14 protein-coding genes and 1 other RNA gene are annotated in these 15,941 nt (G+C 65.7%); 9 read left to right on the top strand and 6 right to left on the bottom strand.

Annotation, left to right across the window (positions count from 1 at the left end; translation table 11 throughout):
- Positions 1 to 17: 17 nt before the first annotated feature.
- Both ABIC51_RS11045 and ABIC51_RS11040 read right to left on the bottom strand, forming a co-directional pair.
- Positions 18 to 1,595, bottom strand: a complete 1,578-nt coding sequence (locus ABIC51_RS11045) for a formate dehydrogenase beta subunit (RefSeq protein ID WP_059590198.1) — start codon at positions 1,593 to 1,595, stop codon at positions 18 to 20.
- A complete protein-coding gene (locus ABIC51_RS11040; RefSeq protein ID WP_027788072.1) occupies positions 1,592 to 2,092 on the bottom strand; it encodes an NAD(P)H-dependent oxidoreductase subunit E in 501 nt (166 codons plus the stop codon). Before ABIC51_RS11040 ends, ABIC51_RS11045 begins: the two co-directional genes overlap by 4 nt.
- A 131-nt stretch (positions 2,093 to 2,223) precedes the next feature.
- On the opposite strand from ABIC51_RS11040, the gene ABIC51_RS11035 reads away from it, so the two are divergent.
- The 3 genes from ABIC51_RS11035 (at position 2,224) to ABIC51_RS11025 (ending at position 4,433) form a co-directional block, all read left to right on the top strand.
- Positions 2,224 to 3,330 (top strand): substrate-binding domain-containing protein, encoded by a 1,107-nt coding sequence (locus tag ABIC51_RS11035; RefSeq protein WP_027788071.1) that lies wholly within the window; start codon positions 2,224 to 2,226, stop codon positions 3,328 to 3,330.
- A gap of 101 nt (positions 3,331 to 3,431) precedes the next feature.
- Positions 3,432 to 3,701, top strand: coding sequence for a hypothetical protein (locus ABIC51_RS11030; RefSeq protein WP_027788070.1), 270 nt, complete (start codon positions 3,432 to 3,434; stop codon positions 3,699 to 3,701).
- Between the two features lie 378 nt (positions 3,702 to 4,079).
- Complete coding sequence (locus ABIC51_RS11025) at positions 4,080 to 4,433, top strand: DUF4148 domain-containing protein (protein ID WP_027788069.1); 354 nt, start codon at positions 4,080 to 4,082, stop codon at positions 4,431 to 4,433.
- Positions 4,434 to 4,702: 269 nt separating this feature from the next.
- Here the strand turns inward: ABIC51_RS11025 and ssrA are convergent.
- The 4 genes from ssrA to ompA all read right to left on the bottom strand — a co-directional run bounded on the left by ssrA (position 4,703) and on the right by ompA (position 7,341).
- Positions 4,703 to 5,072: a transfer-messenger RNA gene (gene ssrA, locus ABIC51_RS11020) on the bottom strand.
- Positions 5,073 to 5,089: 17 nt separating this feature from the next.
- Positions 5,090 to 5,806, bottom strand: coding sequence for a phosphoglycolate phosphatase (gene gph, locus ABIC51_RS11015; RefSeq protein WP_060357168.1), 717 nt, complete (start codon positions 5,804 to 5,806; stop codon positions 5,090 to 5,092).
- A 13-nt stretch (positions 5,807 to 5,819) separates the two neighbouring features.
- Positions 5,820 to 6,518 (bottom strand): bifunctional 2-polyprenyl-6-hydroxyphenol methylase/3-demethylubiquinol 3-O-methyltransferase UbiG, encoded by a 699-nt coding sequence (gene ubiG / locus ABIC51_RS11010; protein ID WP_027788067.1) that lies wholly within the window; start codon positions 6,516 to 6,518, stop codon positions 5,820 to 5,822.
- 154 nt (positions 6,519 to 6,672) lie between these two features.
- Complete coding sequence (gene ompA, locus ABIC51_RS11005; RefSeq protein WP_021157465.1) at positions 6,673 to 7,341, bottom strand: outer membrane protein OmpA; 669 nt, start codon at positions 7,339 to 7,341, stop codon at positions 6,673 to 6,675.
- 527 nt (positions 7,342 to 7,868) lie between these two features.
- Here ompA and gyrA point away from each other — a divergent pair.
- The 6 genes from gyrA to aroA all read left to right on the top strand — a co-directional run bounded on the left by gyrA (position 7,869) and on the right by aroA (position 15,940).
- Complete coding sequence (gene gyrA, locus ABIC51_RS11000; RefSeq protein ID WP_027788066.1) at positions 7,869 to 10,472, top strand: DNA gyrase subunit A; 2,604 nt, start codon at positions 7,869 to 7,871, stop codon at positions 10,470 to 10,472.
- Between the two features lie 83 nt (positions 10,473 to 10,555).
- Complete coding sequence (locus ABIC51_RS10995; protein ID WP_021157463.1) at positions 10,556 to 11,155, top strand: DUF2059 domain-containing protein; 600 nt, start codon at positions 10,556 to 10,558, stop codon at positions 11,153 to 11,155.
- A 155-nt stretch (positions 11,156 to 11,310) separates the two neighbouring features.
- Positions 11,311 to 12,393: a 3-phosphoserine/phosphohydroxythreonine transaminase gene (gene serC / locus ABIC51_RS10990; RefSeq protein ID WP_027788065.1), complete on the top strand. Its 1,083-nt coding sequence runs from the start codon at positions 11,311 to 11,313 to the stop codon at positions 12,391 to 12,393.
- A gap of 33 nt (positions 12,394 to 12,426) precedes the next feature.
- The gene (gene pheA, locus ABIC51_RS10985; protein WP_048024358.1) at positions 12,427 to 13,509 is read left to right on the top strand and encodes a prephenate dehydratase; all 1,083 of its coding nucleotides are present in this window, start codon (positions 12,427 to 12,429) and stop codon (positions 13,507 to 13,509) included.
- Between the two features lie 186 nt (positions 13,510 to 13,695).
- Complete coding sequence (locus ABIC51_RS10980; RefSeq protein ID WP_027788063.1) at positions 13,696 to 14,622, top strand: prephenate dehydrogenase/arogenate dehydrogenase family protein; 927 nt, start codon at positions 13,696 to 13,698, stop codon at positions 14,620 to 14,622.
- Between the two features lie 13 nt (positions 14,623 to 14,635).
- Entirely contained in the window at positions 14,636 to 15,940 is a 1,305-nt protein-coding gene (gene aroA / locus ABIC51_RS10975) for a 3-phosphoshikimate 1-carboxyvinyltransferase (protein WP_175897854.1), read from the top strand.
- Position 15,941: the final 1 nt, after the last annotated feature.

Here is a 15,941-nt window from a genome sequence, read left to right as displayed (position 1 = left end):
GCAGGGCTCCTTCTGGGTCAGGCCGCAGCCTTGACCGGACCCGACGCGGCGTCCTTGCCGGCGGCGAGCCCGAAATCTTCGGGGAAATGGTCGAGCGCGGACAGCACCGGGTAGGGTGTCATGCCTCCCATTGCGCACAGCGAACCGGCCAGCATCGTGTCGCACAGGTCGCGCAGCAGCGTGACCTGCCGCTCCGACGTGTCGCCGTGGCGGATGCGCGCGATCGTCTCGACGCCACGTGTCGAACCGATCCGGCACGGCGTGCACTTGCCGCACGACTCGATCGCGCAGAACTTCATCGCGTATTCGGCCAGCTCGGCGAGGTTCGACGTATCGTCGTGGAGCACGATGCCGCCGTGCCCGACGACCGCGCCGATCGCCGTGTACGCTTCGTAGTCGAGCGGCACGTCCCACTGGTGGTCGGGCAGGTAGGTGCCGAGCGGGCCGCCGACCTGGGCGGCGCGCGCGGGCCGGCCGCTTGCCGTGCCGCCGCCGAAATCGAACAGCAGCTCGCGCAGCGTGACGCCGAACGCGAGCTCGACGAGGCCGCCGTGGCGGATGTTGCCCGCGAGCTGGAACGGCAGCGTGCCGCGTGAGCGGCCCATCCCGTAGTCGCGATAGAACGCGGCGCCGCGCGCGAAGATCACGGGCGCCGTCGCGAGCGTGATCACGTTGTTGATGACGGTCGGCTGGCCGTACAGGCCCGCGAGCGCGGGCAGCGGCGGTTTCGCCCGCACGACGCCGCGCTTGCCTTCGAGCGATTCGAGCAGCGCCGTTTCCTCGCCGCACACGTACGAGCCCGCGCCTTTCGCGACGTGCAGCTCGAACGCATGCGCGGAGCCGAGCACGTGCTCGCCGAGCCAGCCGGCTTCGCGTGCACGGACGATCGCGGCTTCGAGCGTGGCGATTGCATGCGGGTATTCGCTGCGCACGTAGATGTAGCCGACCGTCGCGCCGGTCGCGACGCCCGCGATGATCATCCCTTCGATCAGGCAGTACGGATCGCATTCCATGATGAGGCGGTCGGAGAACGTGCCCGAATCGCCTTCGTCTGCATTGCAGACGATGTATTTCTGCGTGGCGCTGGCTTGCCGGACCGTGCGCCATTTGATGCCGGCCGGGAACGCGGCACCGCCGCGGCCGCGCAACCCCGATTCGATCAGCGTTTCGCACGCGGCGTCGCCGTCGAGCGCGAGCGCGTTCTTCAGGCCGGCGAGGCCTTCGTATTGCAGGTAGTCGTCGATCGACAGCGGATCGGTCAGGCCGATGCGTGCGAACGTGAGGCGTTGCTGGCGCGCGAGATAGGGCAATGCGTCGACGAGGCCGACACCGCTCGGATGCGTGCCGCCGTCGAGCCAGTTTGCGTCGAACAGGGCCGGCACGTCGGCGGCCGACAGGTTCGCATAACCGACGCGGCCGGCGGCCGTGCCGACCTCGACGAGCGGCTCGAGCCACAGCAGCCCGCGCGAACCGTTGCGGACCAGCTCGACGGCGACGCCGCGCCGCTGCGCTTCCGCCGTGATGGCGGCGGCGAGCGCGTCGGCGCCGAGTGCCAGTGCGGACGAATCGCGCGGAACGTAGATGCGGGTCGTCATGCGGCCTCCGGGGTATGGGCGACCGCCTCGGCAAGCAGCGCGTCGAATTTCTCCGGCGTGACCTTCGCGTGCAGCACGCCGTTGACCGTCAGCGACGGCGATTGCGCACACAGTCCGAGGCAGTAGACCGATTCGAGCGCGACGTCGCCGGGCGCATGCGCGTTCGCGACATCGCCGTGCGCCGCGTCGAACCGGCAACCCGTGCGGGCTTCCGCATGCGCGGCCAGCGCTTCGCAGCCCATGCTGCGGCACGCTTCGGCACGGCACATCTGGATCGTCACGCGGGCGGGCGGTGCGGTGCGGAAGTGGTGGTAGTAAGTCAGTACGCCGTGCACTTCCGCGCGCGACAGGTTGAGCGCCCTGGCGAGCGGCGCGACGCAGCCCGGCGGCACGTAGCCCGCGTCGTCCTGGATCGCGTGCAGGATCGCCACGAGCGACCGGCCGGCGCGCGCATGGCGCTCGACGAGCGCGTCGGGCGCTTCGGAATTCGGGGACATCGGTTGTGCTCCTCCAAAATCTCATATGCGCTCTGAATTCATATAGTGCGCACTTCGACTTCGTTCTGATTGATTTTGAACAACGATAAGCGGAAGATTTGGCGGTCGCAATAGGAAATCGGAGTGCATAATTGGTTCGAATCGAATGCGACGCGTATCTGACCGTACGCGACACGGAAGGCCGTGCGGCCAGCCTGTCGGATGTCGCGCCGTTGCTGGAACTCGTGGCCGACACGGGCAGCATCGCGCAGGCCGCGCACGCGAAAGGGCTGTCCTACCGGCACGCGTGGGGCATGCTGCGCGCGCTGGAGGCGTGCATCGGCGGGGAACTGATCGAAACCGCGCGCGGCAAGGGCTCGACGCTGTCGGCGCTCGGGCAGGCGGTCGTCGATGCGCAACGCCTCGCGCGCAGCCGGCTCGACGGTAACCTGCGGACGCTGGCGGCCGAGGTGGCGAGCGACCTGAACCGGCGGCTCGCGCAGCGCGACGGCGCCGTGCGCATTCATGCGTCGCACGGCTACGCGGTCGCGACGCTCGTATCCGCGCTCGTCGATGCGCAGGCGGCTGTCGACATCAAGTATCGCGAGAGCGTCGAGGCCGTGCAGGCGCTTGCCCGCGGCGAGTGCGACCTGGCGGGCTTCCATCTGCCGCGCGGTGCGTTTCGTGCACAGTGCGCGCAAATCTACCGGCCGTGGCTCGACGATACGCGCCATGTGCTGATCCACCTGACTCGGCGCCAGCAGGGGCTGTTCGTCCCGCGCGGCAACCCGAAGCAGGTTCGCGGCCTCGCGGATCTCGCGCGCAATGACATCCGCTTCGTCAACCGCCAGCCGGGGTCGGGCACGCGCATGCTGCTGGACCTCGCGCTGCGCGCGATCGGCATTGATCCCGAGCGCATCGACGGCTACGCATCGGCCGAGCTCACGCATTCGGCGATCGCGGCGTTCGTCGCGAGCGGGATGGCCGATCTCGGCTTCGGCGTCGAACCTGCCGCCCATCATTTCGGGCTCGATTTCATCCCGGTCGTCGACGAGGACTATTACTTCGCGTGCGAACGCGCGCGGCTCGACGCGCGGCCGCTTGCCGGCGTACTGGCGCTGCTGCGCGACGCGCGCTTCGTCGAGCGCGTCGCGCATCTCGACGGCTACGATCCGGCTGCGTGCGGAACGTTGACGAGCATCGCGACGGGGCTGGCCGGCGGCGACGGCGCGAGCGTGCCGGGCGGCAATTCGCGGTAACGCGCGCGCGATCGAACCGCGCTGCAGCAGCGGGGGATTTGCGCTACGCTTGCCGCTTGACCAACGTTCCAACAAGTACGCCGTTCAAGCGTCATCCCGCCATGAAATTTTCCGTTCCCCTCGCCGCGGCAGCGTTGACCGCGGGGCTGCTGGCCGCTGTTTCGCCGTTCGCGCTCGCGCAGAATTCCCCCGGTGTGCCTGGCGGTATCCTGAGCGAACAGTTTCGCCTGAACGAGCATCCGCAGATGCCGTTCGCAGCGTCGACGCCGTCGCAGAAATACCAGAGCGGCAAGAAGTCGGCCTTGCGCCGTAAGGGCGACCTGGGCGATCCGAACGGCTGCAACCTGAAGTGTCCGATGGATAGCCAGTAACCGGGCGGACGGAGTACGTCCGCAAGGGTCATGCGGCGCCGGTTCGCTTGACGGGCGTTGCGTCCACGTACTGGCCTGGCCGGTTGACCGGCGACTGCCGGAGTCCCGTGGGATTCCGGTTCTGTCCGAGCCCCGCGAAGTGTTGCCGCTTCGCGGGGCTTTTGCTTTCCGGCGGAATCTTCATGCGATTCGGTGTCGGGCGATGCCTGCATGCGCGCATCGTCGGCCTGGTGGGGATTTAGGGTTAACCCGTAAATCAGGAAGGATGTCTTCCAGAAACCTGCCTTATTCTTAAGCATCCGCCTACATAAACTTCGGGTTGTCAGCGATGAACAAGGTGTTCACCGCGAACACAGACAAATCTGGAGGTAGGTCATCATGAAGTCGCTCGTTCAAGCTGTTGTCGTTGCTGCCGCTCTCGTTGCCCCGGTCGTGTCGTTTGCCCAGTCGGGTTCGACGATCACCCGCGCGCAGGTTCGCGCCGAACTGGTCCAGTTGCAGCAGGCAGGTTACAACTCCGCTCGCGGCGAAGATCCGCATTATCCGGAAGCGATCCAGGCCGCAACGGCGCGTGTTGCCGAGCAACAGCGCAGCGCGATGGCGCAAGCGCAAGGCGCCGACGCCAGCGGTTACGGTGCACAGGCGCAAGGTGCGTCGGCATCGGGTTCGCGTGCAATGGGCGTGCGCCCGGCCACCGCTGAAGAAATGAAGTCGCTGTATCGCGGCAGCTAAGCCGCACATCGCCCGGTGTGCGTGAGTGCTGGTGCGACGACGCGTCCGGCACTGCGGCACCCGGGCCGGCCGCCGCCTGGCGCGATCGATGATTGTGCGGGCGCGGCAGGACATCCGTCACCTCCTGTCGCCGGAATACCGGTGGCATTCCGCCCGGCCCGTCCGTGGCTGGGCGCTTTTTCGGAAGGGGAAGGGGGCATGCGTTTCGGCGGCAACAAAAAACCCCGCAGACTTGCGTCATGCGGGGTTTGTGCGACGAGCGCGGAATTTGGTGGAGGCGGCGGGAATCGAACCCGCGTCCAGAAGCGCTCCACGACTAGTTCTACATGTTTAGTTCAGTCATTTGATTTAACCGCAGCGACGCGGACGAACACGCTGCACTACGGCGATTCGCTAGGTTTTCGACCCTGGCGTCGCGACGCCGACAGGGCTTAACTGACGTAAATGACCTCTGGCGGTATTGCTACCGGTCTTGCGACACTAGCCCGTCAGTGAACTAGGCAGAGGACGGCGGCCCTTAGGCTGCCAGTGCGAACGTATCGTCGTTTGCAGTTACGATTTTCCCATTGATTAACGAGGTGACGGGTCCTCGACATGCCCTAGCCGCTTCACAACCCCTGTCGAAACCAGGTCGCCCCCGCGGATAAGATCGACCATTATAGCCCAACATCGCGCAGCAGTTCGCGCAGTTGCAGTGTCGTGTCGACGAGATGTTGCGCTTGCCAGTCGGCCGGTGCGGCGCCGTCGCCGCAGTAGCCGTACGCGGCCGCGATCGTCGCCATGCCGGCGGCGCTGCCGGCCTGAATGTCGCGCAGATCGTCGCCGACGTAGACGATGCGTGCGGGCGCGAGCGTCAACTGGTCGGCCGCATGCAGCAGCGGGGCCGGATGCGGCTTCGGGTGCGGCGTTGTGTCGCCCCCGACGATGCAGGCCGCGCGTGGCGCGAGACCGAGCAACTCGACGAGCGGCGCCGTGAGCCGCATCACCTTGTTCGTGACGATCCCCCAGCGCACACCGCGTGCATCGAGTTCGTCGAGCACGTCGCCGATGCCGGGGAACAGCGTCGTATGCACACACAGATCCGTCGCATAGTTGGCCAGGAACTCGTCGCGCATCGCTTCGTAACCGGGCGTGTGCGGATCGATGCCGAACGCGCCGCCGAGCAGGCCTCGCGCGCCGGCCGAGGCCAGCGGCCGCAGCACGTCGAGCGGTGTTTCGGGCAGGTCGCGCACGCGTTGCATCTTGTTGACGGCCGCCGCGAGATCGGGGGCCGTGTCGGCGAGCGTGCCGTCCAGGTCGAACAGCACGGCATCGCAGTGCAGCAGGCGCGGTTCGTCGAGTGCAGCCCGCGCGGTCGAGAGGGGAGTCGTCATGCAGGGTGGAGGGTCACGCGCCGCGGCGGCACGCGACGAGGTAGTTGATGTCGGTGTCGTTCGACAGCGCGAAGCGCTTGCCGATCGGGTGATACGTGATGCCCTTGATCTCCACGATGTGCAGATCCGTCGCACGCACGAAGCCGGCCAGTTCCGACGGGCGGATGAAGCGCGCGTAGTCGTGCGTGCCCTTCGGCAGCATTTGCGCGATGTACTCCGCGCCGATCACGGCGAACAGGTAGGCCTTCAGGTTGCGGTTCAGCGTCGAGAAGAACACCCAGCCACCCGGCTTCACGAGCGTCGCGCACGCGGCGACGACATCGCCGGGAGACGGCACGTGCTCTAGCATCTCCATGCACGTGACGACATCATAGGTGCCCGGTTCACGCGCGGCGATCGCTTCCGCTGCGATGGCTTCATAGTCGACAGTGATGCCGCTTTCGAGGCTGTGCAGGTCGGCGACGCCGAGCGCTTCGGTCGACAGGTCGATACCTTTCACCTGTGCGCCGAGTCCGGCCATCGATTCGGACAGGATGCCGCCGCCGCAGCCGACGTCGAGTGCACGCTTGCCGGCGAGGTGCGCATGCGCATCGATCCAGCCGAGGCGGACCGGGTTCAGGTCGTGCAGCGGCTTGAATTCGGCGTTCGGATCCCACCACCGATGGGCGAGGTCGCTGAATTTCTGGAGTTCGTGCGGATCGGCGTTGGTCATGTCGGCAAACGGGCTACGAGAGGAGGGCGGTACTGCGATTCGTCAGCCCCGAGTATATAAGAAGCAGACGAGCGGCGAAGCGGCAGGCGCCTGGACGGGCGTCAAAGAAAAAGCCCCGCCGGGGCGGGGCTTTGAAGCAGTCGAAAACCGCGGCTTAGTTTGCCGGAACGGTCGTCTTCTGGACTTCTTGCGTACCAACCACTTCGACTTCCACGCGGCGATCCGGTGCGAGGCAGGCGATGAGTTGCTTGCGGTTCTTCTGGTTGCAGCCCGTCGTGACCGGGTTGCGCTTGCCCTTGCCTTCCGTGTAGATCTTGTTGGCCGGCACACCCTTGCTGACCAGGTACGACTTCACGGCTTGCGCACGGCGCAGCGACAGACGGTCGTTGTACTTGTCCGAACCGATGCGGTCCGTGTAGCCCGTTGCGACGACCACTTCCGTGTTCATGCCTTCGATCTTCGAAGCCAGTTCGTCCAGCTTTTGCTTGCCCAGCGGCTTGAGCGTTGCCTTGTCGAAGTCGAACAGTGCGTCAGCTTGATACGTGATCTTCTGGCTCGAGATAGCCGGAGCGACCGGAGCGACCGGCGGCTGCGGTGCCTGGGCGACCAGTGCGCCATCGCACTTCGCGTTGGCGGTGGCCGGCGTCCAGAACGCATCGCGCCAGCAGAGCTCGTTCGTGCCGTTCATCCACACCCATTCGCCCGTGCCGTTCACCCAGTTGTCATTGACGGCTTGACGCGACGCCGGCACCGACTGTGCCGAAGCGGATGCAGCCATAACTGCGGTAGCTGCAATGAACGCGAGCTTTGAAAGTTTATTCATATTTCTCCTCTCGAAATTGAGATTACCGCAGGTTTACTGCGAGCCTGTTGACGGTGACAAGTCATACATTGCTCGAAGTATAACATTGGTGCGGCACAAAAAACGCGGCACCGCTCTGTGTAGACTTCGAGCAGCGTCTAACTTTCAGTGCGTTGGCATTTTGCCATATCGTTCCCTTCCTACGAAAAAAAATCCTCCCCACCCTAAGATCGCTTCAACTTTGTGGTGCATGCGCAACACCGCCCTGCCGCAACTTTTAGAGATTGTCAAGAGTGTGTCGGCGAAATTGCGCGAATGTGCGTGGTTGTTTACTCGTGCGCATGAAACAAGTGTGACGGGATCGCCGGCGGCGTCGAGTCGCGTGCGATTTCGGTCGAATCGACGTGGCCGCGATTTTCGCTATTTATATATAGAGGGGGCGGCGAATTGGCGGCTGATGGGCGCATGTTAGAATCTCGCGTTGCGTTGCGCATGCAGCGCCCACGCGAAAGGCGTTCGCCGTCTTCGCTCCGAAACGATACGGATACATGGATCAATTCGCCAAAGAGACCCTGCCCACCTCCCTAGAGGAGGAAATGCGCCGTTCGTATCTCGATTACGCGATGAGCGTGATCGTCGGACGTGCCCTCCCGGATGTCCGCGATGGCTTGAAGCCCGTGCATCGGCGCGTGTTGTTCGCGATGCACGAACTGAACAACGACTGGAACCGCGCGTACAAGAAGTCGGCGCGTATCGTCGGTGACGTGATCGGTAAGTACCATCCTCACGGCGACACCGCGGTGTACGACACGATCGTGCGGATGGCGCAGGACTTCTCGCTGCGCTACATGCTGATCGACGGGCAAGGCAACTTCGGCTCGATCGACGGCGACAATGCCGCGGCGATGCGTTACACCGAAATTCGCATGGCGAAGATCGGTCACGAGCTGCTCGCCGACATCGACAAGGAAACGGTCGATTTCGAGCCGAACTACGACGGCAACGAAATGCAGCCGTCGGTCCTGCCGTCGCGCATCCCGAACCTGCTGATCAACGGCTCGTCGGGCATCGCGGTCGGTATGGCGACCAACATCCCGCCGCACAACCTGAACGAAGTCGTCGACGCGTGCCAGCATCTGCTGGGTAACCCGGAAGCGACGATCGACGAGCTGATCGAGATCATCCCGGCGCCGGATTTCCCGACGGCCGGCATCATCTACGGCGTCGCCGGCGTGCGTGACGGCTACCGCACCGGGCGCGGTCGCGTCGTGATGCGCGCGGCCACGCACTTCGAGGAGATCGACCGCGGCCAGCGGATGGCGATCATCGTCGACGAGCTGCCGTACCAGGTGAACAAACGCTCGCTGCTCGAGCGGATCGCCGAACTCGTCAACGAGAAGAAGCTCGAAGGCATCTCCGACATCCGCGACGAGTCCGACAAGAGCGGCATGCGCGTCGTGATCGAGCTCAAGCGCGGTGAAGTGCCGGAAGTGGTGCTGAACAACCTGTACAAGGCGACGCAGCTCCAGGATACGTTCGGCATGAACATGGTCGCGCTGGTCGACGGCCAGCCGAAGCTGCTGAACCTGAAGGAAATCCTGCAGTGCTTCCTGTCGCACCGACGCGAAGTGCTGACGCGCCGCACGATCTACGAACTGCGCAAGGCCCGTGAACGTGGCCATGTGCTCGAAGGTCTCGCGGTCGCGCTCGCCAACATCGACGAGTTCATCGCGATCATCAAGGCAGCGCCGACGCCGCCGATCGCGAAGGCGGAGTTGATGGCGAAGCCGTGGGATTCGTCGCTCGTGCGCGAGATGCTCACGCGCGCCGAGAGCGAGAACGCGGCGGCCGGCGGCCGCTCCGCGTACCGCCCGGAAGGCCTGAACCCGGCGTTCGGCATGCAGAGCGACGGGCTGTACCGCCTGTCCGACACGCAGGCCCAGGAAATCCTGCAGATGCGCCTGCAGCGCCTGACCGGCCTCGAGCAGGACAAGATCATCGGCGAGTACCGCGAAGTGATGGCGCAGATCGCCGACCTGCTGGACATCCTCGCACGCCCCGAGCGGATCACGACGATGATCGGCGAGGAGCTGACCTCGGTGAAGGCCGAATTCGGCGACGCGCGCCGCTCGAAGATCGAGCTGAACGCGACCGAGCTGAACACCGAGGATCTGATCACGCCGCAGGACATGGTCGTCACGATGTCGCACGCGGGCTACGTGAAGTCGCAGCCGCTGTCCGAGTACCGCGCGCAGAAGCGCGGCGGCCGCGGCAAGCAGGCGACGCAGATGAAGGAAGACGACTGGATCGAGACGCTGTTCATCGCGAACACGCACGACTACATCCTGTGCTTCTCGAACCGCGGCCGCGTGTACTGGGTCAAGGTCTATGAAGTGCCGCAGGGTTCGCGGAACTCGCGCGGCCGCCCGATCGTCAACATGTTCCCGCTGCAGGAAGGCGAGAAGATCAACGTCGTGCTGCCGGTCAAGGAGTTCTCGGCCGACAAGTTCATCTTCATGGCGACGTCGCTCGGTACCGTGAAGAAGACGCCGCTCGAGGCATTCAGCCGTCCGATGAAGAAGGGCATCATCGCGGTCGGCCTCGACGAGGGCGACTACCTGATCGGCGCGTCGATCACCGACGGTGCGCACGACGTGATGCTGTTCTCCGATTCCGGCAAGGCCGTGCGCTTCGACGAGAACGACGTGCGTCCGATGGGGCGTGAAGCACGAGGCGTGCGCGGCATGCAGCTCGAGGACGGGCAGCAGGTCATCGCGATGCTGGTTGCCGGCAGCGAGGAGCAGACGGTGCTCACCGCGACCGAGAACGGCTACGGCAAGCGCACGCCGATCACCGAGTACACGCGTCACGGCCGCGGCACGAAGGGTATGATCGCGATCCAGACGTCGGAGCGTAACGGCAAGGTCGTGGCTGCAACGCTCGTCGACGCCGAAGATCAGATCATGCTGATCACGACGGCCGGCGTGTTGATTCGCACCCGTGTCTCGGAGATTCGCGAGATGGGGCGTGCCACGCAAGGTGTTACACTCATCAGTCTCGATGAGGGTACCAAGCTCTCCGGCCTGCAGCAGATCGCGGAGGCTGAAGAGGGCGATGGCGAGGCCGACGAGGCGTCGGACGGCGAAGCCTGAAGAACGGATGAGACTCTGGCCGCCGCGGGCGTGAAGCGCCGCGGCCGGCGAGCAACCATTCATATTTCCAAAAGGGAGTGATGATGCAAAAGCAATTCAAGCAACTGGTCCTGCTGGCTGCACTGGTGCCGACGTTCGCGATGGCGCAAGCGCTGTCGAATTCCGCACCGGCGCCTGCCGCGGCAGCTGCGCCGATCGACGCCGACAAGAAGGCTGCGATCAAGGATCTGCTCGACGCGATCGACGCGCCGAAGCTCGTGTCGGCAATCGGCAACAGCGCCGAAATGCAGGCCAAGCAACTCGTGCCGGCAATCCTGTCGGACGCGCTGTCGGAAAACAAGACGCTGAACGACAAGCAGAAGCAAGCTGCCGTTCCGACGCTGCAGAAGAACGCGGTGCCGAAGCTGGTCGACGGCGCAGGCAAGGTGTTCGGTACGCAACAGTTCCAGAACGACGCGATGTCGGCTCAGTACGACGCCTACGCGAAGTACTACAGCACGTCGGAGATCAAGGATCTGACGACGTTCTACAAGAGCCCGACGGGCCGCAAGTTCATCCAGGTTCAGGATCAGGTCGGTCGCGACGTGGTCAACGGCCTGATGCAGAAGTACATGCCGCAAGCGATCCAGGCAACGCGTACGCAGGCTGACAAGGAAGTCGCAGCAGTCAAGCCGGGCAAGTAAAGCCGTCCGGGCACGCCACCGGCCGTTCGGCCGGGTTTGGCGGGAGCCTGACGACAGTGCGATAATGGCCGTTTGCGCGCGAGCGCAAGCGGCCATTTCTTTTCTGGCGCGTTCTGCCGGCGGCGAGCCGGTCGCGTCCCTCCGAGGTTTTCACGATGCGCGTCTTTAATTTCTCCGCCGGCCCTGCGGCGATGCCCGAGGAAGTGCTGCGGCAAGCCGCCGACGAAATGCTCGACTGGCACGGCAGCGGTATGAGCGTGATGGAGATGAGCCATCGCGGCAAGGAGTTCATGTCGATCCACGAGGCCGCGCTGACCGACCTGCGCGACCTGCTCGGCGTGCCGGCAAGCCACCGGATCCTGTTCCTGCAGGGCGGCGGTATTGCCGAAAACGCGATCGTGCCGATGAACCTGCTCGGCTCGCGCAAGACGGCCGACTTCGTCGTGACGGGCTCGTGGTCGCAGAAATCGTTCAGCGAAGCGAAGAAATACGGCACGCCGCATCTCGCCGCAACCGGCAAGACGGAAAACGGCTTCACGCGTGCGCCCGCGCGCGCCGAATGGCAACTGTCGGACGATCCGGCCTACGTGCATCTGTGCACCAACGAGACGATCGACGGCGTCGAGACGTTCGAGATTCCCGATCTCGGCGACGTGCCGCTGGTCGCGGATGTCTCGTCGCATATCCTGTCGCGTCCGATGGACGTCGCGAAGTACGGTGTGCTGTTCGGCGGTGCGCAGAAGAACATCGGGATGGCCGGTGTGACGCTCGTGATCGTGCGCGAGGACCTGCTCGACCGCTCGCTGTCGATCTGCCCGTCCGCGTTCGAATGGAAGACCATCGCCGCGAACAACTCGCTGTACAACACGCCGCCCACCTACGCGATCTACATCGCGGGTCTGGTATTCCAGTGGCTGAAGCGGCAGGGCGGTCTCGAGGCGATCGAGGCCCGCAATATCGAAAAGGCGAAGCTGCTCTACGACACGATCGATGCGAGCAGTTTCTATCTGAACAAGGTCGAGCCGGCAGCACGTTCGCGAATGAACGTGCCGTTTTTCCTGGCCGACGAAACGCGCAACGAAGACTTCCTTGCCGGCGCAAAGGCGCGCGGGCTGCTGCAGCTGAAGGGCCACAAGTCCGTCGGCGGTATGCGGGCGTCGATCTACAACGCGGTGCCGCTCGAGGGCGTGAAAGCGCTCGTCGAGTACATGAAGGACTTCGAGCAGCGCGGCGCCTGACGGCGGCGCTGTTCAAACAGCACGGCAAAACGCATGGACGACGAACTGAATTCCCGCCTGAAACCGCTGCGCGATCGCATCGACGCGATCGATGCGCAGCTGATCGCGCTCCTGAACCAGCGCGCCGCGGTGGCGCTGGAGGTGGGCGAGGTCAAGAAGCATTTCAACGCGCCGGTGTTCCGGCCGGAGCGCGAGCTGCAGGTGATCGCGCGGTTGCAGGATATGAGCGCGGGGCCGCTCGCGAGCGAGCACATCAGCGCCATCTGGCGCGAGATCATGGCCGCGAGCCGCGCGCTCGAGCAGACGATCCACGTCGCGTTCCTCGGGCCGGTCGGCACGTACAGCGAGCAGGCGATGCTCGAGTATTTCGGCCAGTCGATCGAAGGGCTGCCGTGCCCGTCGATCGACGAAGTATTCCGCTCGGTCGAGGCCGGGGCTGCTGCGTACGGCATCGCGCCGGTCGAGAATTCGACCGAAGGCGCCGTGTCGCGCACGCTCGACCTGCTGCTGCAGACGCAATTGCTGATCAGCGGTGAGCTCGCGCTGCCGATCCATCACAACCTGCTGACGCAGGGCGGCACGCTCGACGGCGTGAAGCGCGTCTGCGCGCATGCGCAGGCGCTTGCGCAATGCCAGCAGTGGCTCGCGGCGAATGCGCCGCAGCTCGAGCGGCAAGCCGTGGCGAGCAACGCGGAGGCCGCGCGTCTCGCGGCGGCCGATCCGACCGTCGCGGCGATCGCGGGCGACCGTGCGGCCGCGCACTACGGATTGCAGATCGCGTTCTCGCTGATTCAGGACGATCCGCACAACCGCACGCGCTTCGTCATCGTCGGCAAGCAGCCGGCCGGGCAAAGCGGTCACGACCAGACGTCGCTGATCGTGTCGGTGAAGAACGAGCCGGGCGCCGTGTTCAAGCTGCTCGAGCCGCTCGCGCGGCACGGCGTGTCGATGACGCGCTTCGAGTCGCGCCCGGCGCGCGTCGGCACGTGGGAGTACTACTTCTACATCGATATCGAAGGGCACCGGGACGATGCGGCGGTGGCGGCCGCGCTCGCGGAACTCGGCCAGAAGGCCGCGTTCCTGAAGATACTCGGTTCGTATCCGCGCGCACGCTGATGCGCGGCGGCCCGTCGCCTGCTCGGGCAGGCGTTGCGGCGAGGCAGGCAGGGCAGGCCGGTTGGCGCTGCCGAAGGCGGGTTCGGCCCGCGTCCGGCGCAGGTTGCGCCGGGTGCGGGCCCGTTGCCCGGAATCTGGAATTCCGCATGCGGGGCGTCGTTCCGCGCGCGTAACTTGGCTCTTGTCGTGTCAGGCTTTGCATTCAACAAACTGGTCATTTTCGGCGTCGGCCTGATCGGCGGATCGCTAGCCCGCGCGCTGCGCGAACGCGCGCCGGGCGGTGCGGGCGAGGTCGTCGGCGTGGGGCGTTCGCGTGCGTCGGTCGAGCGCGCGCTCGCGCTCGGCGTGATCGATCGCGCGGCGGCACTCGACGATGACGCGCAATTGCGCGACGCGCTGGCGGGCGCCGATCTCGTGCTGCTGGCGGCACCCGTTGCGCAAACGGGCCCGTTGCTCAAGCGCATCGCGCCGTGGCTTGAAGCGGCGACGATCGTCACCGATGCCGGCAGCACCAAGTCCGATGTCGTCGCGGCCGCGCGAGACGCGCTCGGCGCACGCATCGCGCAGTTCGTGCCGGGGCATCCGATTGCCGGTCGCGAGTCGAGCGGCGTCGAGGCCGCGTTGCCGGATCTGTACGTCGGTCGCAACGTGGTGCTGTGCCCGCTGCCGGAGAATGCGCCCGAATCCGTCGCGCGGATCGACGCGATGTGGCGCGCGACCGGCGCCGACGTGCGCACGATGAGCACGGAGCAGCACGATCGCGTGTTTGCGTCGATCAGCCATTTGCCGCACGTGCTGTCGTTCGCGCTCGTCGAGCAGATCCTCGGCGAGGCCGACGCGGAACTTAAATTCTCGTACGCGGCGGGCGGTTTCCGCGATTTCACGCGCATCGCGGCGTCGAGCCCGGAGATGTGGCGCGACGTGTGCGTCGCGAATCGCGCGGCGCTGCTCGACGAGCTCGACGGCTATACGCGCGTGCTCACGCGGCTGCGCGCGGCGATCGACGCCGGCGACGGCGCGGCGCTCGAAGCCGTGTTCACGCGTTCGCGCGCCGCGCGCAAGGCATGGCAGGAGCGCGGCGGCGCGCCCGCTGCCGAACCGGTCAAGAAATAACAGGACGATTCCCATGGACTATCTCGATCTCGGCCCGTACTCCAGCGCATCGGGCACCGTGCGCCTGCCCGGCTCGAAGAGCATTTCGAACCGCGTGCTGCTGCTCGCGGCGCTGGCCGAAGGCGAAACGACGATCACCAACCTGCTCGACTCCGACGACACGCGCGTGATGCTCGACGCACTCGGCAAGCTCGGCGTGAAGCTCGCGCGCGACGGCGATACCTGTGTCGTCACGGGCACGCGCGGCGCATTCACCGCGAAGACGGCCGACCTGTTCCTCGGCAACGCGGGCACGGCCGTGCGGCCGCTGACCGCCGCGCTCGCGGTGAACGGCGGCGACTATCGCGTGCACGGCGTGCCGCGCATGCACGAGCGGCCGATCGGCGATCTCGTCGACGGCCTGCGCCAGATCGGCGCGCAGATCGACTACGAGCTGAACGAAGGCTTCCCGCCGCTGCGGATCAAACCCGCGACGGTCTCGGTCGATGCGCCGATCCGCGTGCGCGGCGACGTGTCGAGCCAGTTCCTGACGGCGCTCCTGATGACGCTGCCGCTCGTGAAGGCGAAGGACGGCCGGATCGTCGTCGAGATCGACGGCGAGCTGATCTCGAAGCCGTACATCGACATCACGATCCGGCTGATGGAGCGCTTCGGCGTGACCGTCGAGCGCGACGGCTGGCAGCGCTTCGTCGTGCCGGCCGGGGTTCGCTACAAATCGCCGGGGCAGATCATGGTCGAGGGCGACGCGTCGTCGGCGTCGTATTTCCTCGCGGCCGGCGCGCTCGGCGGCGGGCCGCTGCGTGTCGAGGGCGTGGGGCGCGCGAGCATCCAGGGCGACGTCGGCTTCGCGAACGCGCTGATGCAGATGGGCGCGAACGTGACGATGGGCGACGACTGGATCGAAGTGCGCGGCATCGGCCACGACCACGGCAAGCTCGAGCCGATCGACATGGACTTCAACCTGATTCCCGATGCGGCGATGACGATCGCGGTCGCGGCGCTGTTCGCCGCCGGCCCGAGCACGCTGCGCAACATCGCAAGCTGGCGCGTGAAGGAAACCGACCGCATCGCGGCGATGGCGACCGAACTGCGCAAGGTCGGCGCGATCGTCGAGGAAGGTCCTGACTATCTCGTCGTCACGCCGCCGGAAAAGCTCACGCCGAACGCGGCGATCGACACGTACGACGATCACCGGATGGCGATGTGCTTTTCGCTCGTCAGCCTGGGCGGTGTGCCCGTGCGGATCAACGATCCGAAGTGCGTCGGCAAGACGTTCCCCGACTATTTCGACCGCTTCGCCGCGCTCGCCAAAGCCTGAC

The organism is Burkholderia sp. 572 (assembly GCF_040545135.1).
Taxonomy (GTDB): Bacteria; Pseudomonadota; Gammaproteobacteria; order Burkholderiales; family Burkholderiaceae; genus Burkholderia; species Burkholderia cepacia.
This window is presented reverse-complemented; position numbering and strand designations above follow the sequence as displayed.